Origin of the sequence: Alloalcanivorax sp. C16-1 (genome assembly GCF_046507805.1) — a bacterium.
Lineage (GTDB): Bacteria > Pseudomonadota > Gammaproteobacteria > Pseudomonadales > Alcanivoracaceae > Alloalcanivorax.
Genome location: NZ_JBKFTK010000013.1, coordinates 1 through 22,793, shown reverse-complemented (window position 1 = coordinate 22,793; position 22,793 = coordinate 1). Strand labels below are relative to the sequence as shown.

Annotated in this window: 20 protein-coding genes; 9 read left to right on the top strand and 11 right to left on the bottom strand. The window is 67.2% G+C overall.

Going from position 1 to position 22,793, the window contains the following annotated elements:
• Position 1: 1 nt before the first annotated feature.
• The 3 genes from ACLD0W_RS18650 to ACLD0W_RS18640 are packed head-to-tail and all read right to left on the bottom strand — an operon-like array spanning position 2 to position 2,871.
• Positions 2–955, bottom strand: coding sequence for a rhodanese-related sulfurtransferase (locus ACLD0W_RS18650; RefSeq protein WP_410308950.1), 954 nt, complete (start codon positions 953–955; stop codon positions 2–4).
• Positions 952–1,284, bottom strand: a complete 333-nt coding sequence (locus ACLD0W_RS18645) for a BolA family protein (protein ID WP_410308949.1) — start codon at positions 1,282–1,284, stop codon at positions 952–954. The genes ACLD0W_RS18650 and ACLD0W_RS18645 overlap by 4 nt, the downstream gene beginning before the upstream one ends.
• Positions 1,285–1,344: 60 nt before the next feature.
• Positions 1,345–2,871, bottom strand: coding sequence for a carboxylesterase/lipase family protein (locus tag ACLD0W_RS18640; protein ID WP_410308948.1), 1,527 nt, complete (start codon positions 2,869–2,871; stop codon positions 1,345–1,347).
• Between the two features lie 125 nt (positions 2,872–2,996).
• Between ACLD0W_RS18640 and ACLD0W_RS18635 the strand changes: the two genes are divergently transcribed.
• The 3 genes from ACLD0W_RS18635 to ACLD0W_RS18625 all read left to right on the top strand — a co-directional run bounded on the left by ACLD0W_RS18635 (position 2,997) and on the right by ACLD0W_RS18625 (position 5,640).
• Entirely contained in the window at positions 2,997–3,320 is a 324-nt protein-coding gene (locus ACLD0W_RS18635) for a poly(hydroxyalkanoate) granule-associated protein (protein WP_410308947.1), read from the top strand.
• Positions 3,321–3,444: 124 nt separating this feature from the next.
• Entirely contained in the window at positions 3,445–4,488 is a 1,044-nt protein-coding gene (locus tag ACLD0W_RS18630) for an AraC family transcriptional regulator (RefSeq protein ID WP_410308946.1), read from the top strand.
• 171 nt (positions 4,489–4,659) lie between these two features.
• Positions 4,660–5,640, top strand: a complete 981-nt coding sequence (locus ACLD0W_RS18625; protein WP_410308945.1) for a malate dehydrogenase — start codon at positions 4,660–4,662, stop codon at positions 5,638–5,640.
• A gap of 83 nt (positions 5,641–5,723) precedes the next feature.
• On the opposite strand, the gene ACLD0W_RS18620 is transcribed toward ACLD0W_RS18625, so the two are convergent.
• The 8 genes from ACLD0W_RS18620 to ACLD0W_RS18585 all read right to left on the bottom strand — a co-directional run bounded on the left by ACLD0W_RS18620 (position 5,724) and on the right by ACLD0W_RS18585 (position 14,266).
• Positions 5,724–6,272, bottom strand: a complete 549-nt coding sequence (locus ACLD0W_RS18620; RefSeq protein WP_410308944.1) for a DUF805 domain-containing protein — start codon at positions 6,270–6,272, stop codon at positions 5,724–5,726.
• Positions 6,273–6,309: 37 nt separating this feature from the next.
• Positions 6,310–6,771, bottom strand: a complete 462-nt coding sequence (locus tag ACLD0W_RS18615) for a CBS domain-containing protein (protein WP_410308943.1) — start codon at positions 6,769–6,771, stop codon at positions 6,310–6,312.
• Positions 6,772–6,773: 2 nt separating this feature from the next.
• On the bottom strand, positions 6,774–8,864 hold the full coding sequence (gene mdoH, locus ACLD0W_RS18610) for a glucans biosynthesis glucosyltransferase MdoH (protein ID WP_410308942.1): 2,091 nt from the start codon (positions 8,862–8,864) through the stop codon (positions 6,774–6,776).
• Between the two features lie 8 nt (positions 8,865–8,872).
• Positions 8,873–9,127, bottom strand: coding sequence for a hypothetical protein (locus ACLD0W_RS18605; protein WP_410308941.1), 255 nt, complete (start codon positions 9,125–9,127; stop codon positions 8,873–8,875).
• Complete coding sequence (locus tag ACLD0W_RS18600) at positions 9,127–10,683, bottom strand: glucan biosynthesis protein G (RefSeq protein WP_410308940.1); 1,557 nt, start codon at positions 10,681–10,683, stop codon at positions 9,127–9,129. Before ACLD0W_RS18600 ends, ACLD0W_RS18605 begins: the two co-directional genes overlap by 1 nt.
• A 180-nt stretch (positions 10,684–10,863) precedes the next feature.
• Positions 10,864–11,346, bottom strand: coding sequence for a ribonuclease E activity regulator RraA (gene rraA / locus ACLD0W_RS18595; protein ID WP_410308939.1), 483 nt, complete (start codon positions 11,344–11,346; stop codon positions 10,864–10,866).
• A gap of 41 nt (positions 11,347–11,387) precedes the next feature.
• Positions 11,388–12,083 carry an NAD(P)H-binding protein gene (locus ACLD0W_RS18590; protein WP_410308938.1) on the bottom strand — a complete coding sequence of 232 codons (696 nt, stop codon included), beginning with the start codon at positions 12,081–12,083 and terminating at the stop codon, positions 11,388–11,390.
• Positions 12,084–12,112: 29 nt separating this feature from the next.
• Complete coding sequence (locus ACLD0W_RS18585; protein ID WP_410308937.1) at positions 12,113–14,266, bottom strand: response regulator; 2,154 nt, start codon at positions 14,264–14,266, stop codon at positions 12,113–12,115.
• A 369-nt stretch (positions 14,267–14,635) separates the two neighbouring features.
• On the opposite strand from ACLD0W_RS18585, the gene ACLD0W_RS18580 reads away from it, so the two are divergent.
• The 6 genes from ACLD0W_RS18580 (at position 14,636) to ACLD0W_RS18555 (ending at position 22,628) form a co-directional block, all read left to right on the top strand.
• Complete coding sequence (locus tag ACLD0W_RS18580; RefSeq protein ID WP_410308936.1) at positions 14,636–15,004, top strand: MerR family transcriptional regulator; 369 nt, start codon at positions 14,636–14,638, stop codon at positions 15,002–15,004.
• 75 nt (positions 15,005–15,079) lie between these two features.
• Positions 15,080–16,243, top strand: coding sequence for an isovaleryl-CoA dehydrogenase (locus ACLD0W_RS18575; protein WP_410308935.1), 1,164 nt, complete (start codon positions 15,080–15,082; stop codon positions 16,241–16,243).
• A gap of 3 nt (positions 16,244–16,246) precedes the next feature.
• A complete protein-coding gene (locus ACLD0W_RS18570; protein WP_410308934.1) occupies positions 16,247–17,857 on the top strand; it encodes a carboxyl transferase domain-containing protein in 1,611 nt (536 codons plus the stop codon).
• An 84-nt stretch (positions 17,858–17,941) separates the two neighbouring features.
• Positions 17,942–18,727 carry an enoyl-CoA hydratase-related protein gene (locus tag ACLD0W_RS18565; RefSeq protein ID WP_410308933.1) on the top strand — a complete coding sequence of 262 codons (786 nt, stop codon included), beginning with the start codon at positions 17,942–17,944 and terminating at the stop codon, positions 18,725–18,727.
• Between the two features lie 2 nt (positions 18,728–18,729).
• The gene (locus ACLD0W_RS18560; RefSeq protein WP_410308932.1) at positions 18,730–20,679 is read left to right on the top strand and encodes an acetyl/propionyl/methylcrotonyl-CoA carboxylase subunit alpha; all 1,950 of its coding nucleotides are present in this window, start codon (positions 18,730–18,732) and stop codon (positions 20,677–20,679) included.
• Entirely contained in the window at positions 20,676–22,628 is a 1,953-nt protein-coding gene (locus ACLD0W_RS18555; RefSeq protein WP_410308931.1) for an acetoacetate--CoA ligase, read from the top strand. Before ACLD0W_RS18560 ends, ACLD0W_RS18555 begins: the two co-directional genes overlap by 4 nt.
• Positions 22,629–22,793 lie beyond the last annotated feature (165 nt).

Here is a 22,793-nt window from a genome sequence, read left to right as displayed (position 1 = left end):
ATTACTCCTCGTGGTCAGGGTGCGGATCGTCCCGACCGCGCGGGTCATGCCCCAGATGGGGCTCGCCCCTTTGCCGGGCCAGGTCGATCTGCTTTTGTCGTTCGGCGAAGCGCGCTTTCTGCTCCGCCGAGGATTGGTCATGGCAGTGCGGGCAGGACACGCCCCGCCGGTACAATGGCGACGCCTTATCCTGTTCAGAGATCGGCCGGCGGCAGGCGTGGCACTGGTCGTACACACCGGGCTTCAGGTCGTGATCCACGGTGACCCGCTCGTCGAACACGAAGCACTCGCCCCGCCACAGGGACTGCTCCCGGGGCACGGTCTCCAGGTATTTGAGAATGCCGCCCTTGAGGTGATAGACCTCGTCGAAGCCCTGCTCCTTGAGGTAGGCGGTGGACTTCTCGCAGCGGATGCCGCCGGTGCAGAACATGGCCACCCGCTTGTGACGGGTCGGGTCCAGGTGCTCGCGCACATAGTCCGGGAATTCGCGGAAGCTTTTGGTGTTGGGGTTGAGGGCGCCCTCGAAGGTGCCGACCTCGTACTCGTAGTCGTTGCGCGTGTCGATCACCAGGGTTTCCGGATCGGCGATCACCCGGTTCCAGTCCTCGCCTTCCAGATAGGTGCCCCGGCTGCGATTGGGGTCCACGTCCTCGACGCCCATGGTGACGATCTCGCGCTTGAGCTTGACCTTGCTGCGCAGGAACGGATGGGCGTCGGTGAAGGATTCCTTGTACTCCAGATCCGCCAGGCGCGGGTCGGCGCGCAGCCAGCCCGTCACCGCGTCGATGCCGGCGCGGTCCCCGGAGATGGTGCCGTTGATGCCTTCATGGGCGAGCAGCAGCGTGCCCTTCACGTCGTGGCGCTCCATCAGCGCCAGCAAGGGTTCGCGCAGCGCCTCGAAGTTTTCCAGGCGGGTGAAGCGGTACAGCGCCGCCACCACGATGGCGCCGCTCATTGGCCGAACTCCGGGTCGTGCTTGCTGCCGCCCAGGCAGTCCGGGGAGGCCGCCACCTCGCCGCCCTGGGCGCGCCACTCGTCCGGCGTGAACAGGTGCAGCGCCAGCGCGTGCACCGGGCCGTCCAGTTCCTCGCCGAGCAGGCCGTACACCGTCTGGTGGCGGCGCACCGGCATCTGCCCCTGGAACGCCTCGGACACCAGCACCAGCTTGAAGTGGGTTTCCGAGTTCGGCGGCACGCCGTGCTTGTGACTTTCGTTCTCGAGTTGCAGGTGAGCGACGGGCAAGGCGTCGCGCACCTTGCTTTCAATGGCCTGGGCCACGGTCATGGGGGTGCTCCTTCATTACGGGCTATATTCTATGGTACATAACGGGTTTTGGGTACCGCGCTAGTCGCGCGGTGCCGGGATCAGGTCCGCCCACAGGGCCTCGTCGTCGGCCTCGAACAGCGGTGCCTCGGCGTCGCCGGGACCGTATTGCAGCACCGTGCGGCGCTCCCGCCAGGCCGGCCCGGCCAGGGCTTCGCCGCGGGCGAAGGCGCCCCAGTCGGCGCGCACCCGCTCCGACAGCGCCGCCGCCTCGGCGCCGCCGCCGGTGAGAAACTGCCCGGGCACGGTGTCGGTGACGCCGAACACGAACGGCACGTCCACCACATGGCAGGCGCCCATGGGCACGCCGAACTGGTCGCTGGGCCAGGTGAACTGATAGCCCCGGGTGTCGGCGCGGTGGGCGGCCTGGGCATCCAGCAGGCGCAGGGTGGGAACGCGGAACAGACGGTCGGTTTCCATGGCGGAAAACCAATCCATGTTGCTGCGCGCCGGATCCGGGGTCACGGTGCGCCGGTAATGCGCCAGCACCCGCTCACCGTTGCCCGGCAGGGCGCGCTCGAAGCGGCGCAGGATTTCCCCGTCGTCGTAGCCGCGCAGTTCCTCCACGCTGGGGAAGCCGGCCAGCGGCCCGGCGTACTGGAAGAAATGATACTCGTCGCGACACACCCCGGCCATCAGCGCGATGTCCGCCGCCTCCCCGGCGGCGATGGCGTCCACCGGCAGGCGCGGCAGCAGGTCACCGTCCACCATCGGCAGGAAGTTCATGGCGAACTGCGGGGTGGTGTCGCGCAGGCCGCGCCGCACCAGGGTACGCAGGGCCTGGCCCTGGGCCTTGACCCAGGCCTTGGCGTCCGCCGCGCGCAGCTTATCGGCGGCACCGCCATCGCCGGGCAGGGCCTCCACGAAGGCGCGGGTGACCTTGGCCACCTCTTCCGGGGCCAGCGCGAAATCACCGCCGCCGGACTGAACGATGGCCCGCTGGAACAACGGCCGCGCCCGCGGCGTGGCCATCAGGCTGGCGACGCTGAAGCCGCCGGCGGATTCACCGAAAATCGTCACCTGGTCCGGCCGGCCGCCGAACGCCTCGATGTGCCGGTGCACCCACTCCAGGGCCGCCACCTGATCGCGCAGGCCCAGATTGGTGTCGGCCTCCAGCTCCGGCGCCACGGCGGTGAAGTCGGCGAAGCCGTGGGCGCCCAGACGGTAGGCCGCATTGACCACGATCACCTTCTGGTCGGCGGCCAGCCGCGCGCCGTTGTACAGCAACTGGGACGCGGACCCGGCGGTGTAACCGCCGCCGTGATACCACAGCATTACCGGAAAGGGCCCTTCCCCTTCCGGCACCCACAGATTCAGATACAGACAGTCCTCGCCGCTCTCATCGATCCCCATGGCCGGGTTACGCATCTGCAGGGACGGGGTCGGATAGCGGTCGGCGTTGTGCTCGTCGCCGCTGTCCGGCAGTGGCTGGGGCGCCTTGAACCGGTGCTCGCCCAGGGGCGGCAGCGCGAACGGCACGCCACGGAATTCGCGGACACCGTCACCGGCCACCGACTGATAGCTGCCCTGGGGCAAAACGACTCGCATCACTGATCTCCCAAAGGTCCGGCGTCGCCGGAACAGGTTGTTTAATTGTCGAACAATATTGCCGAACACCCGGCGGGGCCCCGGTACCATCGTTCCCACTTCATCTGGAAAAGGAGGCCCTTTTCATGAACGAGACCCTGAACGACCTGAACACCGCCGCCGACAAGCTTAACAAAGCCGCGCTGGGCGCGATCAATCGACTGGCGGAATCCGGCCGCGACTGGTTCCAGACCCTGGTAAAAGCCGGCGAGAGCAAACGCGCCGAACAGGCCAAGGGCACCGGCAAGAACGCCGCCGCCCGCCAGGACAGCCCGCTGGACGAATGGCGCGTGCGCCTGGCCCACGGCCTGGGCCTGCCCACCCGCGAGGAAATGGAGAGCCTGGACAAGAAACTCAACCGCATCAGCCGCAAGGTCAACAAACTGGCCCGCGAGCAAAAAGACGCCTGACGGTGCCGGCCGGGCCGCGCGGCCCGGCCGATGATCCCCCCGGCGAGCACTCCTGTCATTGACTTGAGTCGGTGCTTTGGCGTTTCCTGAGGGCTCCGGTGGCTTGCATAACAAAAAAGCGCCCATGGCCCACGCTGCTTCCCTGTCGTTCGGTTCCCTGACCGTCGCTTCGTTCTGGATCGAGCATCTGCTCGACGCCGCGCTGCACGCCGGTGTCGATCTCAGTGATGCCCTGGTGCGATTGGGCGTGGACGAGGCCGAGCTGGAATCCCCCCACGCCCGCCTGCCGCTCAAGGTGGAGCAAAAGCTGCTGGAATACGCCGTGGCCCGCAGCGGCGACCCGCTGTTCGGTCTGCATATGGGCGAAGGCATCCGCCCCCGCTTCATGGGCGAGCTGGGCTACGCCAGCATGTCCAGCGCCACCCTGCGCGACGCCATTGAACTGCTGATTCCCTTCACCCGGGTCACCTCGGAGTTTTTCGAGCTGCGCTTCGAATGGCGCGACGACGATCTGTGGCTAATCTGGGACACCCTGGACAACACCGCGCTCAGCGGTCACCGGGTGGACGCCACCCTGGCCGGCGCGGTGGTGTTCGGCCGCTGGATCCTGGGCGAACACTACGACCCGCTGGCGGTGCACCTGATGCACGCCGACCCCGGGCGGCACGACGAATACCAGCGCGTGTTCGGCTGCCCGATCCTGTTCGACCAGCCGCTCAACGCGGTGGTGCTGGACGCCCGGGTGCTGGACCGCCCGCTGCGCGACGCGGACCCGGAAGTGCACCGCCTGGCCCGCTCCCGGGTGCAGCGCGCGGTGACCCAGTACCGCGCCCGCGACAACCTGCTCGAACAAGTGCGCCTGGAAATCCAGCAACGGTTGGTGGACGGCGTGCCGCAACTGGAGCCCATCGCCGAGCGCCTGGGCGTCAAACCCTGGACCCTGCGCCGGCGCCTGCGCGCCGAGCAAACCGACTTCTCCACCCTGCTGGAAGACGAACGCCGGCGCCTGGCCTGCGACTGGCTGCGCCACAGCGACCGCTCCGTGAACCAGATCGCCCTGGACCTGGGCTACTCGGAACAGAGCGCCTTCAACCGGGCCTTCAAGCGCTGGTTCGGGGTCACGCCGGTGCACTATCGGGACCATCAGCCGGATCATCCGGCGCCTTGAGTCCATCCTCCCGGCGACGATCCGTGCGCTCGCCCCGCCGCTCCTCTATAATGCGCCGCGTCCAGGGAACCTGGAGTCACTCCCCGACGATGGCGGCCCCCATGGCGCCACCGGCGGGGAGTGATTCGGAGGCTCCTTCGCTTCTCCCGACGACTCCAAGGAGATTTTTTCATGAAAGCACCTGTACGCGTTGCTGTCACCGGCGCCGCTGGCCAAATCAGCTACTCCCTGCTGTTCCGCATTGCTTCCGGCGACATGCTCGGCAAGGACCAGCCGGTTATCCTGCAGCTGCTCGAAATCACCCCTGCCCTGGAAGCGCTGAAAGGCGTGGCCATGGAGCTGGACGACTGCGCCTTCCCGCTGCTCGCCGGCATCGTACAGAGCGATGACGCCAAGGTGGCCTTCAAGGATGCCGATTACGCCCTGCTGGTCGGCGCCCGTCCGCGCGGTCCGGGCATGGAGCGCAAGGATCTGCTGGAAGCCAACGCGGCGATCTTCTCCGCCCAGGGCAAGGCCATCAACGACGTGGCCAGCCGCGATATCAAGGTGCTGGTGGTGGGCAACCCGGCCAACACCAACGCCCTGATCGCCCAGCGCAACGCGCCGGACATCGATCCCCGTCAGTTCACCGCCATGACCCGCCTCGACCACAACCGCGCCATGGCGCAGCTGGCCGAGAAGCTGGGCAAGACCGTCAACGACGTGAAGAAGATGACCATCTGGGGCAACCACTCCTCCACTCAGTACCCGGATCTGCACCACTGCGAAGTGGACGGCAAGAACGCCGCCGAGCAGGTCGATCAGGGCTGGTACGCGGACGAGTACATCCCCACCGTGCAACAGCGTGGCGCCGCCATCATCAAGGCACGGGGTGCGTCCTCCGCCGCGTCCGCCGCCAACGCCGCCATCGACCACATGCGCTCCTGGGCGCTGGGCACCGATGAAGGCGACTGGGTGTCCATGGGCATCTACAGCGACGGTTCCTACGGCATTCAGGAAGGCCTGATCTACTCCTTCCCCTGCGTGTGCAAGAACGGTGACTGGGAAATCGTTCAGGGTCTGGAAGTCAACGACTTCTCCCGCGAGCGCATGACCGCCACCGAGACCGAGCTGGCCGAGGAACGGGACGCGGTGAAGCATCTGCTGCCGTAACTCCGTGCCGTGCCGCTCCGGCGGCATCCGGCGATAAAAAAAGGCTCCCGTTAGGGAGCCTTTTTTTTGGGCCAGAGCCGCGTTCAGTAGCTCTGATACATGGCCGGGTCCATGCCCGCGCTCATCGAGCCCATCAGGGCGCCCAGGCCGACAAAGCCGCCGATGAACAGTACCAGCAGCACCACCAGGGCCACGATCACGCCGGTGCTGTTGGGGGCCGGCTTCGGGCCGTAGTTGTTGGCGCCCTTGGAGCCGGGCACGAACAGCAGCATGATGGCGATCACGAAGTTGGCGATCGGCACGAACATCAGCAGAATCAGCCAGCCGCTCATGTTCAGGTCATTGAGCCGGCGGATGCCGTAGATGATGCTCATCACGGTCATGAAAATCCCCACCACCGCCACCACCAGCATCATCAGAATCATCATCGCGCCGCCGCCGGACGGGTCGACGCCCAGCCCCGCCGCCATGGCCAGCCCCATGGCCACGTACAGAATCATGGTGAGCGCCATCACATAGACGAAATAACGCGCGCGGCCCAGGCGACCGGCGGTCTGGAACATGCGTGGTTGATAGGTTTCCACGGCGGCCGTCCCCAGGTCGGCCTCGGGGGATTGATACGGTTGGTTCATGGTCTTTCCTTGTTTCACTGACTCATGGAACACCGCGTCAGGAGGTCGCCGCCCTCGCCGGCACCACCCTGCGCAGCACATCCCCGCGGCTAAGCTGTCCCACCAGCCGCGGGCCTTGCACCACCGGCAGAATCCGCCGGTGATGGCGCAAGAGCATTTCCGCTGCCTCCTGGATCGTGGCGGACGCCGCCACGCCATGGATTTCACGGCTCATGTAATCGGCCACGCAACCGGCACCGATGCCGTGATAATCGGCATCCAGGGTGCTTTTCAGCGCGTCGGCCTCGGAGAAGATGCCCACCAGCACGCCCTGGTCGTCCACCACCGGGGCGCCGCAAAGATCGCGGGCCAGCAAGGCGCGGGCGGCCTCGTGGACGGGCATGACGGGGGAAAGGGAAAAGGGATCCGGCTTCATGCAATCCCTGACCGGTTCAGCCAAACCGGGTCGCACATTGTTCATGGCTTCATCCTTTGAAGCTTTTTTATTGGAACGCAGCAAGCCTACCCATAATCCCGGCGCTTCACCAGTCCGATGCGTTCACCCCAGTAGCTGCCCGGCGCCGCCACCCAGGCCGCCTTGTGCAGGCGCGCCAGTACCTCGCCGTTCCTGGCCAGGGCGTTGAGCTGACGGCGGTTCAGCCCGTCCGGGCCATGCTTCAGGCAACGTTGCACCCATTCCTCCAGGGCTTCCGGGTCCAGGCAACGGCGGCGGCGGGCCAGGGCCCGGTGCATGCGGTTCAGGCGCGGGTCCACCACGGCGGCGTCAAAGGCACTCAGCGCACCGGGGTTGAGCGGTCGCGGATCGGCGATGGCGTCCACCTGGGGCGACAGGCGTTGCTCTTCCGGGGTCACCAGAAAACGGCGGCGGCGCAGGGCTTCGCCCAGGGCCACGCGGCTGAGAATCACCGAAGTGGGCGCGGCCAGAATCAGCGGCAGCGCCACCGGCAGCGACCAGAAGAAAAAGAACGGGTCCAGCCACAGGGCCAGCCCCGCCCAGCCCGCCGCCAGCAGCGTGCCCGGCGCATGGCTGACGAAGGCTTCCCGCCAGCCGGTTTCATCGGTGCGGTTCTGCCCGCCCCAGTGCAGTGACACGTTGAACAGGGATTCCAGCACGTAGCGGCTGTGCGTGAGCATGCGGATCGGCGCCAACAGCATCGACACCAGCAACTCCAGGCACACCGAGAAAAACAGGCGCCAGGCGCCGCCGTACTGGCGCCGTTTGCCGCTGAGCAGCACATCCAGAATGGCCAGAAACTTGGGCAGGAACAGCAGGAAGAACGTACTCAGGATCAGCCCCACCGCCCAATGGGGGTGCCACTCCGGCCAGGCCGGAAACATGCTGTTCTGCTGCTCGGGAAAATAGTCGATCGGCCACAGGGTCAGGCGCGTGGCCTCGATGCTGGTGAGCACCAGAAACGCCAGCCAGATCGGCGACGACAGGTAGGACAGGATGCCGTTGAGAAACGCCATGCGGTGGGCGAAGCGCAGTTTCGGCGCGAACAGAAACAGCCAGGCATGTTGCAGATTGCCCTTGGCCCAGCGCCGGTCCCGGGTCAGTTCATCCACCAGGGTGGGCGGCGATTCCTCGTAGCTTTCGTCCAGCTCCGGTTCCATCCACACCTCGTAGCCGGCGCGGCCCATATAGGCGGCCTCCACGAAGTCGTGGCTCATGATCGGGCCCCGGAACAGACCGAAGCCGGACAGGTGCTGCAGGCCGCAGTGCTCCATGAAGGGCTTGCAGCGAATGATCGCGTTGTGGCCCCAGTAGGCCGCCTCGCCCAGCTGAATACCGGCCAGTCCAGCGGTGAACAGCGGGCCGTACACCCGGTTGGCGAACTGCTGGAAACGGGCGAAGGCGGAGTGGGCGTTGATCAGCGAGGGGCTGGTCTGCAGGATGCCGATGCTTGGCGCCAGCTCCATGTGACGCACCATGCGGGTCAGGGTCTGGCCGCCCATGACGCTGTCCGCGTCCAGCACCACCATGTACTCGTAGTCCCGGCCCCAGCGGCGCAGGAAATCCGCCACGTTGCCGCTTTTGAAATTGAGATTGACCGGCCGGTGCCGGTAGAACAGCCGGCCCTGCAGCCCCTGCTCCTCGCACAGCCGGTACCAGCCGGTGCGTTCTTCCAGCCATTGCTCGGCGTCGCGGCTGTCGGACAGCAGATAGAAGTCGAAATAATCCAGCTCGCCGGTGTCGCGCAGCGACTGAATGGTGGCGCGCAGGCCGGCCAGGGTGCGGTCCACCGGCTCGTTGTAGATCGGCATTACCACGGCGGTACGGGCCAGCGGCGTGGCGGCCACGGTGGCGGCATCGTAGCGGCGCACCAGGGACCAGGGATCGCCGCCGCGACGGCGCAGCCAGAACCCCAGCAAGGCGGTCCAGAAGCCCACCGAGATCCAGGCGAACAGCACCGCGAACAGGAACAGGATGCCCTTTTCCAACAGATTGCCGCCGTGGTACGGCAACACCGACTGCATGCCATAGAGGCCGGCCAGGGTTTGCGCGACCACCAACAGAATCAGAGTGCCGCGGCGCAGCACCGCCACCGGCTTCCAGCGGCGGCGGCGCGGGCGGGGCACGTCGTCGGTCATGGGCGTGCTCACCGGCGCCGGGGGTAGTGGATGGAGCCGTGGTGCACCGGCGGCGCCAGCATCGGCGGCTCCGGCTGGTCCAGCCCGAAGCGTTCCGGTACCGCCGCCATCAGGCGTTCCAGCAGGCCGTCCTCGCCGGCTTCCAGGGTCTCGTCCACCAGCCGCAGGGCGGCGCGGGTGGTGCCGGTGCCGACGGTGACGCCGGACAGCCGCAGGTAGGCCAGCACCCGGCCCAGGGCGTCCTCGACGATGTTGTCGGTCATCAGGAATCTCCGCCGAGAATGTCGTTGTTCACCGGAATCTCGTAGGACCAGGTTTCCGACACGGTGTCTTCACCCTTCTTCAGGAAGGCGCGCAGGGACAGGGGCTGGTCGGCGGCCGGCCGGGCCAGGATGGACACCCGCCAGCGGTTCACCGGCGCCAGAAACTCCACGAAATGCTCGATCACCTCGCCGTCGCCTTCGGCGATCACGTCGCTGGTCACCGGCGCGTTGCCGGGCACGTCCTTGAGCGGGCCGCCGGCGAAATCCACCACCACGCGGTAGGCGCCTTCCACATTGCCGCCACCGGCCCGGTTGCCGTCGCCGACGAAGGTTTTCACGGCGCTGGCCCGGTCACTGCCGCTGACCGTGGGCGCGCCCACTTTGAGCTGGTAGTCGTAGGCCAGGGACTGGCCCTGGCGGACCGGCTCATCAGGGGTCCAGAAGGCGACAATGTTGTTGTTCATTTCGTTGTTGGAGGGCAACTGCACCAGCGACACCCTGCCCTTGCCCCACTCACCCTTGGGCTGCACCCAGGCGCTGGGGCGCTCGTGATAATGGGCGCCGAAATCCTGAAAATCGTCAAAGCGGGTCTGGCGCTGCATCAGGCCGAAGCCCTGCACCTGGCCGGCGCTGAAATAGTCCATCTTCAGATTCTTGGGATTGAGCAGCGGCCGCCACAGCCATTCGCCGCTGGCGCCGTCGTGCATCAGCAGGCCATCGGAGTCGTGCACCCGCGGGCGCCACTCGCCCACCGGGCGGGCGGTGTTGCCACCGTAGAAGAACATGGAGGTGAGCGGCGCCACGCCCAGCTTCTCGATATCGCTGCGGATAAACAGGCGGGATTTCACGTCCATCACCGCCGCGTCGCCGAGACGAATGTCGAACTGATAGGCGCCGGTCAGGCTGCGGCCATCCAGCAACGCGTACAGCGTCAGGGTGTCGGCCTTGGCATTGGGGCGCACCAGCCAGAACTCGGTGAACGACGGAAACTGCTCACCGGACGGCAGCCCGGTGTTGACGGCGATGCCCCGGGCGGACAGGCCGAAATGGTTGTTCTTGCCGATGGCGCGGAAATAGCTGGCGCCGGCGAACACCATGAAGGCGCGGCGGCCGTTCTCCGCGTCCGCGTCCGGATAGGTGAGGCGGAAGCCGCCGTAGCCCAGATCCGCCGGCACCCGGCGGGCCAGCTCCTCGCTGGTGTAGGTGAAGTTGTTCTTGTCGTAGGCCAGGTCGTGGACGCCCTCGGCATCCACCACATTGAGCTTCACCGCGTGTTTGAAATACAGCCCCGGCGACATCAGCGACACCTGAAAGCGGGAGCCGCTTTCGCGCCACAGGCTATTCTCGGATTTGAAACGAATGCCCTGATACTGCTCCTGGGACAGTTCCTGCAGGAAAGGCGGCACCGGCGTCGGCGCCTGGTAGGATTCGCCGGCCTTTTCCCGGGCTTTATCGATCACGTCCTGGAAGCCGAACCCCTGGGCCGATACCTGAGCGGAAAACAGCCAGCACAGCAAAGCCGGCAACAGCACCAGCCCACGACGACAACGCTCCATGTAGGTCCACCCCTTGAGCATGCAACATAAAGGCGTTACCCGGTTGGCAAGCGCCCGGCACAATAATCCGACACATCCTATACGTCGGACAACCGACTGGCTCCCGGGCGACGCCCGGAAACTATAAACTTTCGCAAAACGTGGGAAAACCGGGGCCGGTGGACGCGGCCCCGGCGGCGCTCAGAGCAGCGCGCGGGGGGCGGTGATAACACCGTTGTTGTCGGCGTAAACGTAGTCACCGGGGCGGAAGGTGACGCCACCGAAGGTAATGTCGATATTGAGCTGCCCCTCGTCGCGGCGCACGGATTTGATCGGCACGCAGCCCAGGGTGAGGACGCCGATGTCCAGTTTCGCCAGCTCGTCCACATCGCGGCAGGCGCCGTGGATGATCACCCCTTCCCAGCCGTTCTTCACCGCGTTCTCCGCGATCATGTCGCCGATGAGCGCATTGCGCAGGCTGCCGCCACCGTCCACCACCAGAACCTTGCCGTTGCCGTCGGTGCCGAGATGTTCCTTGACCCGGGAATTGTCCTCGAAGCACTTCACGGTGACGATTTCACCGCCGAAGGCGGCCCGGCCGCCGTAGCTGAACCAGTGCAGGCCGGTGACCACGGATACGATGTCGGCGTTGTCGTCGCACAGGTCGCAGGTGACGAAGCTCATGGTTTCTCCTCGGTGGGGGGAATGGAATCCGGCGTCTCGCTTCAGGACGCCGAACGCAGATACTTGTCCCGATACTTGCCGGCATAGACCACGAAATCCCGGAACCGCACCCGATAGGTACCGGTGTCCGGACCCATCAGCGCCATGCCCAGCAGCGCCTCGGCCACCCGTTCGCCGCTCACCGGCAGCCAGTGGGCATCGGTCCAGCGGGTAATCGGGTCGACGATCTTGGAAAAGCGGATGCCGAACGCCTCCACCGGACGCGGTGTTTCCCGCTCACCGAGCAGCAGCGACGGCTGGAACAGGGCCAGCAGCGGCAGTTTGAGGGCTTTCAGCTCGCGCTCCAGCTGGCCCTTGATGCGGGCGTAGAAGAACGGCGAGTGGGCGTTGGCGTTGACCGCCGATACCAGCAGAAAACGCTGCACGCCGGCGTCCCGCGCGAGCCCGCCGATGCGCACCACCAGATCCAGATCGATGCGCCGGAACGCCTCCTTGGAGCCGGCCTGTTTGAGCGTGGTGCCGAGGGCGCAGAACACATCGTCCACGGCGAAGAAATCCCGATGCTGCTCGATGTCGGCCGGGTCGATCACCCGCTCCACCAGCTTGGGATGATCCAGGCCCACGGCCCGGCGGGTCAGCACCCGCACTTCCTCATAGTCGTCGCATTCCAGCAGCTTTTGCAGGCAATGTCCGCCCACCAACCCGGTGGCGCCCAACAGCAAGGCCCGTCGACTCATGGCGCGTTCCTCTTGTTATTGGTTGTCCTTCATTCGCTGTCCGGTTCTTCCGCCGCGCTGTCGTCTTCCCGGGACAGCCAGCGGCGCAGCACCGTCTCCAGTTCCTGAAGATGCACGGGTTTGGCGAGAAAGTCATCCATGCCGGCGGCCAGACAGCGGGCCTGGGCGCCTTCGGCGGTGTTGGCGGTGATCGCGATCACCGGCGTGCGCGGGCGCTGTTCGCGCTGCTCGCGCTCACGCAGATCGCGGGTGGCGGTGAAGCCGTCCAGGTCCGGCATCATGCAGTCCATCAGCACCAGATCGAAGTTCTCCTGATCCAGCAGGGCGAGAGCGGTTTCCGCGTTGTTCACGGTCTTCACCTGGTAGCCCAGTTTGCTGAGCATGCCCCGGGTAACCAGCTGATTGACCTCGTTGTCCTCCACCAGCAACAGGCGATAGAGCTTGCGCCGCCGGCGCTCTTCCGGGGTTTCCGTGGGCAGATCCTGCACCGGCTGGGAACGCGGCACGCCCAGCAGGCGGCCCAGGGCGATGCGCAGCCCGGTGCGGTGCACCGGGCGCACCAGGGTCACCAGGCCGTGCTTGTCCACCAGCCGCTGCACGGTGGGCTCGCCCCGTTCCTCGATGGTGCACATCAGCATCAGCTTGACCGGCCGCAGACTGGGATCCTCGAGCACATTGCGGCACAGGTTCAGGGCCAGCTCGCGGCGACCGTGGGTGTCCACCAGCAGCAGATCGAACTCCGCCTGCTCCCGGTGGCCGGCGCGCAGCGCCTGCAACGCATGATCGTAATCCCGGGCGCCCTGGCACTGGCTGCCCAGGGCCTCGAACTCCTCCTGCAGGCAGGCCAGGGAGCCGGCGCCGGCGCCCACCACCACGCCCTGGATCTCGGCCATGGCGCCGCTCAGTTTGGAGCTCTCGCTCATGTCCGCCTGCATGCCCAGGCGCACGGTGAACCAGAAGGTGGAGCCCTCGCCTTCCACGCTCTCCGCGCCGATGGCACCGCCCATGGCCTCGATCAGCCCCTTGCAGACCAGCAAACCGAAGCCGGTGTGGCGCACCGCGAAGGCGTCCACCGCGCCGTCCAGAAACTGATCCTCGAACAGGTGCTTGAGGGTGTCCGTGTCCATGCCGGTGCCCTGGTCGCTGACCCGCACCCGCAGCACGCCGTCGTGCTCGCCCTCGGCGGTGAAGTCCACGTCCATGCGCACTTCGCCGCGCTCGCTGAATTTGATCGCGTTGCTGAGCAGATTGGTGAGCACCTGCATCAGCCGGTCGCGGTCGCCGCGCACCCGCTTGGGCAGCAGGCGATCCACCACCGCCGCCAGCTCCAGCCCCTTGGCCTGGGCCATGGGCCCGAACGCCTCCAGGAGCTGCTCCATGGCGCCGCGCAGGTCGAAGTAGTCCGGGCTCAGGGTGATGCGGCCGGTGAGAATGCGGGAATAGTCGAGCACGTCGTCGATCAGGGTGATCATCAGCTTGCCGCTCTGCCCGGCCACCTGCAGATATTCCTTCTGCTCGTCGTCCAGGCGGGTGTCTTCCAGCAGCGACATCATGCCCATCACCGAATTCATCGGCGTGCGCAGTTCGTGGGCCAGCCGGTACACCAGGCTGAGCTGGATATCGGTGCTGGCCGGCAGCTCCCGGCGCCGCTCCGCCCCGCCGCCCCGGCGCTCCCGGGTGACGGCGTGCCAGAACAGCTCGTACTGGCCGCGGTACAAGCGGAACAGGTAGAAGGTATAGGCCGCCACCAGCAGCGCCAGCAGCCACTCACGCAGCCCGCCGCCCAGGAACAGGGCGCCGATCACCGGCAGGAACATGAGCAGAATATAGAACTGCCGCACCTTGAGGCCGGCCATCCAGGAACTGCCCAGGGCGGTGGTCACGCCCACGTTGTAGAGGATCACCACGAAGAAGTTGAAGCCGGTGCCCACTCGCCATACCAGCCAGGCCGGCAGCAGGCCCCACACCACGGCGTGCAGAATCAGACCGAACGCGAACAGCTTGCGCCAACGGGCGGGCCCGGCGCCGTACAGGGCGTCGAACCGGGCCACCAGCCACAGCCGGAAGGCGGTGACCACCACCACCGCGCCGCCGACCAGCAGCGTCTCCAGCTGAAACGCCTCGTACACCCGACCCCAGGCAATCACCAGCGCGTAAACCACAAGGGCCGCCAGCACCCCCATCAGGGAGTTCCTGGCGGCCCCGAAATCCACTCTTTTGAGGACCTTGCGATCTTTACGGTAAATCACCGTTCCCTACCCTCGGAACCAGCGGGCGCTAAAGGTAACACCCCCCACCCCACCAGACCAGAGCCCCGCTCCCTCTCCCCTTCCCCTTCCCCTTCCCCTTCCCCTTCCCCTTCCCCTTCCCCGGGAAGTTTACCCCGGGAGCGCCGTTGCGGGTGCCGGTGGGCCGGACCGTTGGAAGCAGGGATGCCGGAAACGAGCTACAGGGACGTACTTGCCGCGTGTCCGGCCCGCCGGCACCCGTAACGGCGCGCCCCCGGCTGGAGATACTTTACGTTAACGTAAACTTCCCCTACTCTCCCGACCATGACCTATTCAATCGGTGAGCTGGCCCGGGAATTCGACGTCACCACGCGCACCATCCGCTTCTACGAGGACCAGGGCCTGCTGAGCCCCCGGCGGCGCGGCCAGACCCGCGTCTATTCGCCGGCGGACCGCACCACCCTGAAACTGATCCTGCGCGGCAAACGGCTGGGCTTTTCCCTGGCGGAATCCCGCGACCTGATCCGCATGTACCGCCCGGCCAGCGACAACCGCCAGCAGTTGGAAGCCCTGCTGCAACGGATCGCCGACAAACGGGCGCAACTGGAACGGCAACTGGCGGACATCCGCGTGCTGCAAACCGAACTGGACGACGCCGAGGCCCGCACCCGACAGGCCCTGACCGGGCTCTGAAGAGACCGACTTTACCGATACGCCGAGCCCGCATACCCACAACAATCCGCGCGGCTCCCCCGACAGGAGACAAAGATGTTCAACGGCGGCCTGGACTTTCAACTGGACGACACCCTGGAGGCCCTGCGCGACAGTGCCCGCGCCTTCGCCCGCAACGAAATCGCGCCCCTGGCGGAACAACTGGACCGCGATAATCAGTTTCCCAACGCCCTGTGGAAGAAGCTCGGCGACCTGGGCGTGCTCGGCATCACCGTGGGCGAGGAATACGGCGGCGCCGGCCTGGGCTACCTGGCCCACACCCTGGTGATGGAGGAAATCTCCCGGGCCTCCGCCTCCGTCGGGCTGTCCTACGGCGCCCACTCGAATCTGTGCGTGAACCAGATCTGGCTGAACGGCAACGACGACCAGCGCGCCCGCTATCTGCCCGGGCTGGTCAGCGGCGAGCACATCGGCGCCCTGGCCATGAGCGAACCCGGCGCCGGCTCCGACGTGGTGAGCATGCGCCTGCGCGCCGACAAGAAAGGCGACCGCTATGTGCTCAATGGCAACAAGATGTGGATCACCAACGGCCCGGACGCCCACACCTACGTGATCTACGCCAAGACCGACCCGGACGCCGGCCCGAAGGGCATCACCGCCTTCCTGGTGGAGCGGGACTTCCCCGGTTTCTCCCGGGCCCAGAAGCTGGACAAGCTGGGCATGCGCGGCTCCAACACCTGCGAGCTGGTGTTCGAGGACTGCGAGGTACCGGCGGAAAACGTGCTCGGCCGGGTCGGCGAAGGCGTCAAGGTGCTGATGAGCGGCCTGGACTACGAGCGCACCGTGCTGTCCGGCGGTTGCACCGGCATCATGCAAGCCTGTCTGGACGTGGTGCTGCCCTACGTCCATGAGCGCAAACAGTTCGGCAAGGCGATCGGCGAGTTCCAGCTGATGCAGGGCAAGATCGCCGACATGTACGTGACCCTCAACGCCAGCCGCAGCTACCTCTACCAGGTGGCGCGCAACTGCGACACCGGCCGCACCACCCGCATGGACGCCGCCGGCGCCATCCTCTATTGCGCCGAGAACGCCACGCAAATGGCCCTGGACGCGATCCAGTGCCTGGGCGGCAACGGCTACATCAACGACTACCCCACCGGCCGCCTGCTGCGCGACGCCAAGCTCTACGAGATTGGTGCGGGCACCAGTGAGATCCGCCGCATGCTGATCGGCCGTGAGTTGTTCAACGAGACCGCCTGAGCCATGCCAAAAATCATCAGCCAACTCAACAAAAGCACCCCGGAATACGCCGACTACCGGGAGCACAATCGGGCCCTGCGCGAGCAACTGCGGGAAAAACTGGACCGGGTCGCCGCCGGTGGCGGTGAGGCCGCCGAGCAACGCCTGCGCGAGCGCGGCAAGCTGCCGGTGCGCGAGCGCATCCAGCACCTGCTGGACCCGGGCTCGCCGTTTCTGGAGCTGTCGGCGCTGGCCGCCGACGGCGTCTACCCCGGCGAGGACGTGCCCGCCGCCGGCTGCGTGGGCGGCATCGGCCGGGTGGCCGGCGTGGAATGCATGATCGTCGCCAACGACCCCACCGTGAAAGGCGGCAGCTACTACCCGCTCACCGTGAAAAAGCACCTGCGCTGCCAGGCGGTGGCGGCGGAGAACCGGCTGCCCTGTCTGTATCTGGTGGATTCCGGCGGCGCCAACCTGCCCCGCCAGGACGAGGTGTTTCCGGACCGGGAGCACTTCGGCCGCATCTTCTTCAACATGGCCAACCTGTCCGCCGCCGGCATCCCGCAGATCAGCGTGGTGCTCGGTTCCTGCACCGCCGGCGGCGCCTATGTACCGGCCATGGCCGACGAAGTGATCATGGTGCGCGAGCACTCCACCGTGTTCCTGGCCGGCCCGCCGCTGGTGAAGGCCGCCACCGGCGAGGATGTCACCGCCGAGGAACTGGGCGGCGCCGCCCTGCACGGCGAGCAGTCCGGGGTGGCCGACCATCTGGCCGACGACGAGCCCCATGCCCTGGACCTGGCGCGGCGCTGCGTGGCCCGGCTCAACTGGCACAAGCCGGCGCAACTGGACGTGCGACCGGCGCGGCCGCCGGCCTATGAGCCGGACGAACTGTACGGCCTGATTCCGCCCACCACCCGGTCGCCGATGCCGGCCCGGGAACTGATCGCGCGCATCGTCGACGACTCCGATCTGGACGAGTTCAAGGCCAACTACGGCACCACCCTGGTCACCGGCTTCGCCCGCATCCACGGCTTTCCGGTGGGCATCCTCGCCAACGACGGCGTGCTCTATTCCGAGTCATCCCTGAAAGGCGCCCACTTCGTGGAGCTGTGCAACCAGCGCAAGATTCCGCTGCTGTTTCTGCAGAACATCACCGGTTTCATGGTGGGCAAGAAATACGAAGCGGAAGGCATCGCCAAGCACGGCGCCAAGCTGGTCAATGCGGTGGCCTGCGCCCGGGTGCCCAAGTTCACGGTGATCACCGGCGGCAGCTTCGGCGCCGGCAACTACGGCATGTGCGGGCGCGCCTACGACCCGCGCTTCCTGTTCATGTGGCCCAACGCGCGCATCTCGGTAATGGGCGGCGAGCAGGCCGCCAGCGTGCTCACCCAGGTCAAGGCCGCCGCCCTGAAAAAGAAAGGCGAGCACTGGGACGAGGAGGAAGCGCGCCGCTTCCAGTCGGACATGACCGAGCAATACGAAACCATGGCGCAGCCCTGGTACGCCAGCGCGCGACTGTGGGACGACGGCGTCATCGACCCGGCGGACACCCGCGACGTGCTCGGCCTGGCGATCTCCGCCAGCCTCAACGCCCCGATCGGCGACACCCGCTACGGCATTTTCCGCATGTGACAGTGATCGCGGCTGAAGCCGCTCCTACAACGATTACCTCGCTGTAGGAGCGGCTTCAGCCGCGATCCGCCCGAGGAGCGAACCATGACCATAACCAGCACCACCCAGGGCCCGGTGAGCCGCATCACCCTCAACAATCCGGACAGACGCAACGCCTTCGACGACACCCTGATCGAGGCCATGATCGAGGCGTTCGAACAGGCCGGCGCCGACCCGGACACCCGCGTGATCCTGCTGGACGCCGCGGGCCGGCATTTCTCCGCCGGCGCCGACCTGAACTGGATGCGCGCCATGGGCGAACTGGACGCGGACCGCAACCGCGCCGACGCGCGCCGCCTGGCCACCTTGATGCGCACCATCGACGGCGCCGCCAAACCGGTGGTCGCGCGGGTCCAGGGAGCCGCCTTCGGTGGCGCCCTGGGGCTGATCTGCGCCGCCGACATGGCGGTGGCCGCCGACGACGCGCGCTTCTGCCTCAGCGAGGTGAAGCTCGGCATTCTGCCGGCGGTGATCGCCCCCTATGTGGTACGCGCCATGGGCGCCCGGCAGGCGCGCCGCTATTTCATGACCGCCGAGGTGATCGACGCGCCCCGCGCCGGCCAATTGGGCCTGGTCCATGAGGTGGTGCCGGCGGTGGACCTGGACACCACCGTGGAGCGCCTGATCACCGCCCTGCTGGACGGCGCCCCGGGGGCCCAGCGCCGCGCCCGGGAGCTGGTGCACCGGGCCGACGGCAGCGCCGTGAACGATGCGGTGGTCGACTACACCGCCGACCTGATCGCCGAACTGCGCACCGGCGCCGAGGGCCAGGAGGGCCTGAGCGCTTTTCTGGAAAAACGCGCACCGAACTGGAAACCGGACCGGAACTGACCATGCCCGCCATCGACACCCTTCTGATCGCCAACCGGGGCGAAATCGCCCGGCGCATCATCCGCACCGGCCGCCAGCTGGGCCTGACCACCGTGGCCGTGTACTCGGACATCGACGCCGACGCCGCCCATGTGCGCGAGGCGGACCAGGCGGTGCGCCTGGGCCCGGCCAGCGCCCGCGACAGCTACCTGAACATCGAGGCGGTGCTGGCCGCCGCCCGCGAAAGCGGCGCCGACGCGATCCATCCCGGCTATGGTTTTCTGTCGGAGAACGCCGCCTTCGCCGAGGCCTGCGCCGGGGCGGGCCTGATCTTCGTCGGCCCGTCACCGGACTCGATCCGCCTGATGGGCGACAAGGCCGCCGCCCGCCAGCGCATGGCGGAAAGCGGCGTGCCGGTGCTGCCCGGCTTCGACCGGGAAGGCGCCGACGACGCCACCCTCAAAGCGGAAGCCGACCGGGTCGGCTTCCCGCTGCTGATCAAGGCGGTGGCCGGCGGCGGCGGCAAGGGCATGCGCGCGGTGCAGAGCGCCGACGGGTTCGACGAGGCCCTGGCCGCCGCCCGCCGGGAAGCGCGCAACGCCTTCGACGACGACCGGGTGCTGCTGGAGCGCTACCTGCCCACCGCCCGCCACGTGGAAGTGCAGGTGTTCGCCGACGGCCACGGCAACGCCGTGCACCTGTTCGAGCGCGACTGCTCGGTGCAGCGCCGCCACCAGAAAATCATCGAGGAGGCCCCCGCCCCCGGCCTCAGCGAACAGCAGCGCCATGACCTGGGCCAGGCGGCGGTGCGCGCCGCCCGCGCCATCGATTACCGGGGCGCCGGCACCGTGGAATTCCTGTTTTCGCCGGAGGGCGAGTTCTTCTTCATGGAGATGAACACACGCCTGCAGGTGGAACACCCGGTCACCGAGCTGATCACCGGCGAGGATCTGGTGGCCTGGCAACTGGCGGTGGCCGGGGGCCGGCCCTTGCCCAAGACCCAGGACGACCTGCGCATCCGGGGCGCCGCCATGGAAGTGCGCCTGTACGCGGAAAATCCCTACCAGCAGTTTCTGCCCTCCTCCGGCCCGGTGACGCAGCTGCGCTGGCCCGACGGCGTGCGCGTGGACGCCGGCGTGGAGCAAGGCGACAATGTTTCCGATTATTACGACCCGATGCTGGCCAAGCTGATCGCCCACGGCGACGACCGCGATCAGGCCCGGCGCCGGCTGGTGCGCGCTCTGGACCGGCTGGCGCTGGCCGGCCCCCACCACAACGCCGCCTTTCTGCGCCGGGTGCTGTGCGACCCGGCCTTCGCCGACGCCGAACTGGACACCCGCCTGCTGGAGCGTCATCCGCACCTGCTGGAAGCGCCGTCGCTGGACCCGGCCCTGCTGGCGGTGGCCGGCGCCGCCCTGGTGACCACCGCCGCCGCCGACGGCAACGACCCCTGGACCGCGTTGAACGCCTGGCGTCCGCTGGGCCGGCGGCGTACCCTGGTGCCGCTGCGCGTGGATGAACACGCCCTCACCGTGGTGCTCGACGACGATCGGGCCAGCGTGGCGGATCGCTCCGCCCCCTGGACGCTGCATCGGCACGATGATCGCTTCGACCTGCACTGGGGTGAGCACAGGCTTTCCGGTCTTGCCCTCTTTTCCTTTGATGACCGGCGCCTGACGGTGTTCGTCCACGGACAGAACTATCGCATCGAGACGCACCCGGCTCGGGAGAGCGAGCGTGCCGGCGGCGCGGGGGATTTCTGCGCGCCCATGAGCGGGACCATCGTGACCTGCCATGTGGCGGCGGGCGACCCCGTGGACGCCGGCGCGGCCGTGATCACGCTGGAAGCCATGAAAATGGAACACACCCTGCGCGCCAGTGCCCCCGGCACCGTGCGGGCCTTCCTCGTGAAAGCCGGAGACAGCGTTTCTGAAGGCACCTTGTTGGTGGACTTTGAAACGGAGGAAGAATGACAACAGCCCCATCCCCGCTTTGGCAGCCCGACGCTCAGCGGCTGCAACACAGCCAGCTCAGCGCGTTCCGCGAACAGGCGGCAACGCTGGCCGGCCAGCCCCTGGACGACTACCGCGCCCTGCACCAATGGTCGGTGCGCGAACCGCAAGCGTTCTGGAATCTGGTCTGGGATTTCTGCGAGCTGCAAGGGCACAAGGGCGAGCGAGTGCTGGAACCCAGCCCGGTGTTTCGCCACAACCGCTGGTTCCCGGACGCCCGCATCAATATGGCCGAGAACCTGCTGGCCCGCGACGACACCCACACCGCCCTGATCAGCGTGGACGAAGCCGGTCGGCGCGATGAAATCAGCTACAACGACCTGCGCGTGGCCGCCGGCCAGGTGGCCGCCCAGCTGCGCGCCGCCGGCATCCAGCCCGGCGACCGGGTGGCCGGCTTCATGCCCAACCGCATCGAAACCGTGATCGCCGCCCTGGGCTGCGCCTGGATCGGCGCCATCTGGTCCTCCTGCTCGCCGGACTTCGGCGTCCAGGGGGTGCTCGACCGCTTCGGCCAGATCGAGCCCAAGGTGCTGTTCGCCTGCGACGGCTACCAATACAACGGCAAGTGGATCGAGCTGGATCAGCGCATCCACGATCTCCACGATCACCTCAAGCCGGAACTGCTGGTGGTGATCCCCGGCCGCGGCGACACCACCCGGGTGCGCCAGGCGCTCAACTGGAAGGACTGGCTGGACGCCGCCGGCCCGCTGCCGGACTTCGAGCCGCTGGCGTTCAATCACCCGCTCTACATTCTCTATTCCTCCGGCACCACCGGCGCCCCCAAGTGCATCGTCCACGGCACCGGCGGCGCCCTGATTCAGCACGCCAAGGAACACCGCCTGCACGGCGACCTGGGCGCCGACGACGTGCTGTTCTACTTCACCACCTGTGGCTGGATGATGTGGAACTGGCTGGTCAGCGGCCTGCAGACCGGCGCCACCCTGGTGCTGTTCGACGGCAACCCGGCCTACCCGGACGCGTCCCGCCTGTTCGACCTGATCGACGCGGAGAGCATCACCCACTTCGGCACCAGCGCCAAGTTCGTACAGGCGGTGGAAAAAGCCGGCGTGGTGCCCAAGGACAGCCACGATCTGTCCAGCCTGCGCACCCTGATGTCCACCGGCTCGCCGCTGCTCCATGAGAGCTACGATTTTCTTTATCAACAGGTGAAACCGGACCTGCTGGTAAGCTCCATTTCCGGCGGCACCGACATCCTCTCCTGCTTCGCCCTCGGCAATCCGCTGGTGCCCGTGTACCGGGGCGAGCTGCAATGCCTGGGCCTGGGCCTGGACGTGGCGGTCTTCAACGACGACGGCGAAGCGGTGGTCGGCGAGAAAGGCGAACTGGTGTGCCGGGCGCCCTTCCCCGCCTGCCCGGTGGCGTTCTGGAACGACCCGGACGAGGAACGCTTCCACGACGCCTATTTTGACCGCTTCGAGAACGTCTGGGCGCACGGGGACTACGCCGAGATCGTCGCCCACGAAGGCCACGACGGCCTGATCATCCATGGCCGTTCCGACGCCGTGCTCAACCCCGGCGGCGTGCGCATCGGCACCGCCGAGATTTACCGGCAGGTGGAAACCCTGGAGGAAATCCGCGAGGCCATCGTTATCGGCCAGCAGTTCCAGGGCGACGTGCGGGTGGTGCTGTTCGTGGTGCCCGCCGACGGCGTCGAACTCAGCGACGAGCTGCAAAAGAAAATCCGCGCCACCATCCGCGCCGGCGCCAGCCCGCGCCACGTGCCGGCGGTGATTCTTACGGTGCCGGAGATTCCGCGCACGGTGAGCGGCAAAATCGTGGAACTGGCGGTACGCGACGTGGTGCATGGCCGGGAGGTGCGCAACAGCAACGCCCTGGCCAATCCGGAGGCGCTGGCGCATTTCGCTGATCGACCTGAACTGGCGGAATAAATCCGGGGCGGCACACTCAGTGCCGCCCACCTCCCCCACCGCGACCCTCCGGCCCAACGCTGGAGATCGCACCTGAGCGGGCCTGGGTGGCGCCCTTCCGGGACCCTTGAGAACAGGACGTTCGAAAGGGAGCCCCCAGGGACGGGTTCACGGCGTTCCCGGAAG

Bases quoted from the DNA above. Each gene is read 5' to 3' on its own strand.
- ACLD0W_RS18650 (WP_410308950.1), bottom strand. From the start codon at position 955: ATGAGCGGCGCCATCGTGGTGGCGGCGCTGTACCGCTTCACCCGCCTG.
- ACLD0W_RS18645 (WP_410308949.1), bottom strand. From the start codon at position 1,284: ATGACCGTGGCCCAGGCCATTGAAAGCAAGGTGCGCGACGCCTTGCCC.
- ACLD0W_RS18640 (WP_410308948.1), bottom strand. From the start codon at position 2,871: ATGCGAGTCGTTTTGCCCCAGGGCAGCTATCAGTCGGTGGCCGGTGAC.
- ACLD0W_RS18635 (WP_410308947.1), top strand. From the start codon at position 2,997: ATGAACGAGACCCTGAACGACCTGAACACCGCCGCCGACAAGCTTAAC.
- ACLD0W_RS18630 (WP_410308946.1), top strand. From the start codon at position 3,445: ATGGCCCACGCTGCTTCCCTGTCGTTCGGTTCCCTGACCGTCGCTTCG.
- ACLD0W_RS18625 (WP_410308945.1), top strand. From the start codon at position 4,660: ATGAAAGCACCTGTACGCGTTGCTGTCACCGGCGCCGCTGGCCAAATC.
- ACLD0W_RS18620 (WP_410308944.1), bottom strand. From the start codon at position 6,272: ATGAACCAACCGTATCAATCCCCCGAGGCCGACCTGGGGACGGCCGCC.
- mdoH (WP_410308942.1), bottom strand. From the start codon at position 8,864: ATGACCGACGACGTGCCCCGCCCGCGCCGCCGCCGCTGGAAGCCGGTG.
- ACLD0W_RS18605 (WP_410308941.1), bottom strand. From the start codon at position 9,127: ATGACCGACAACATCGTCGAGGACGCCCTGGGCCGGGTGCTGGCCTAC.
- ACLD0W_RS18600 (WP_410308940.1), bottom strand. From the start codon at position 10,683: ATGGAGCGTTGTCGTCGTGGGCTGGTGCTGTTGCCGGCTTTGCTGTGC.
- rraA (WP_410308939.1), bottom strand. From the start codon at position 11,346: ATGAGCTTCGTCACCTGCGACCTGTGCGACGACAACGCCGACATCGTA.
- ACLD0W_RS18590 (WP_410308938.1), bottom strand. From the start codon at position 12,083: ATGAGTCGACGGGCCTTGCTGTTGGGCGCCACCGGGTTGGTGGGCGGA.
- ACLD0W_RS18585 (WP_410308937.1), bottom strand. From the start codon at position 14,266: ATGGGGGTGCTGGCGGCCCTTGTGGTTTACGCGCTGGTGATTGCCTGG.
- ACLD0W_RS18580 (WP_410308936.1), top strand. From the start codon at position 14,636: ATGACCTATTCAATCGGTGAGCTGGCCCGGGAATTCGACGTCACCACG.
- ACLD0W_RS18575 (WP_410308935.1), top strand. From the start codon at position 15,080: ATGTTCAACGGCGGCCTGGACTTTCAACTGGACGACACCCTGGAGGCC.
- ACLD0W_RS18570 (WP_410308934.1), top strand. From the start codon at position 16,247: ATGCCAAAAATCATCAGCCAACTCAACAAAAGCACCCCGGAATACGCC.
- ACLD0W_RS18565 (WP_410308933.1), top strand. From the start codon at position 17,942: ATGACCATAACCAGCACCACCCAGGGCCCGGTGAGCCGCATCACCCTC.
- ACLD0W_RS18560 (WP_410308932.1), top strand. From the start codon at position 18,730: ATGCCCGCCATCGACACCCTTCTGATCGCCAACCGGGGCGAAATCGCC.
- ACLD0W_RS18555 (WP_410308931.1), top strand. From the start codon at position 20,676: ATGACAACAGCCCCATCCCCGCTTTGGCAGCCCGACGCTCAGCGGCTG.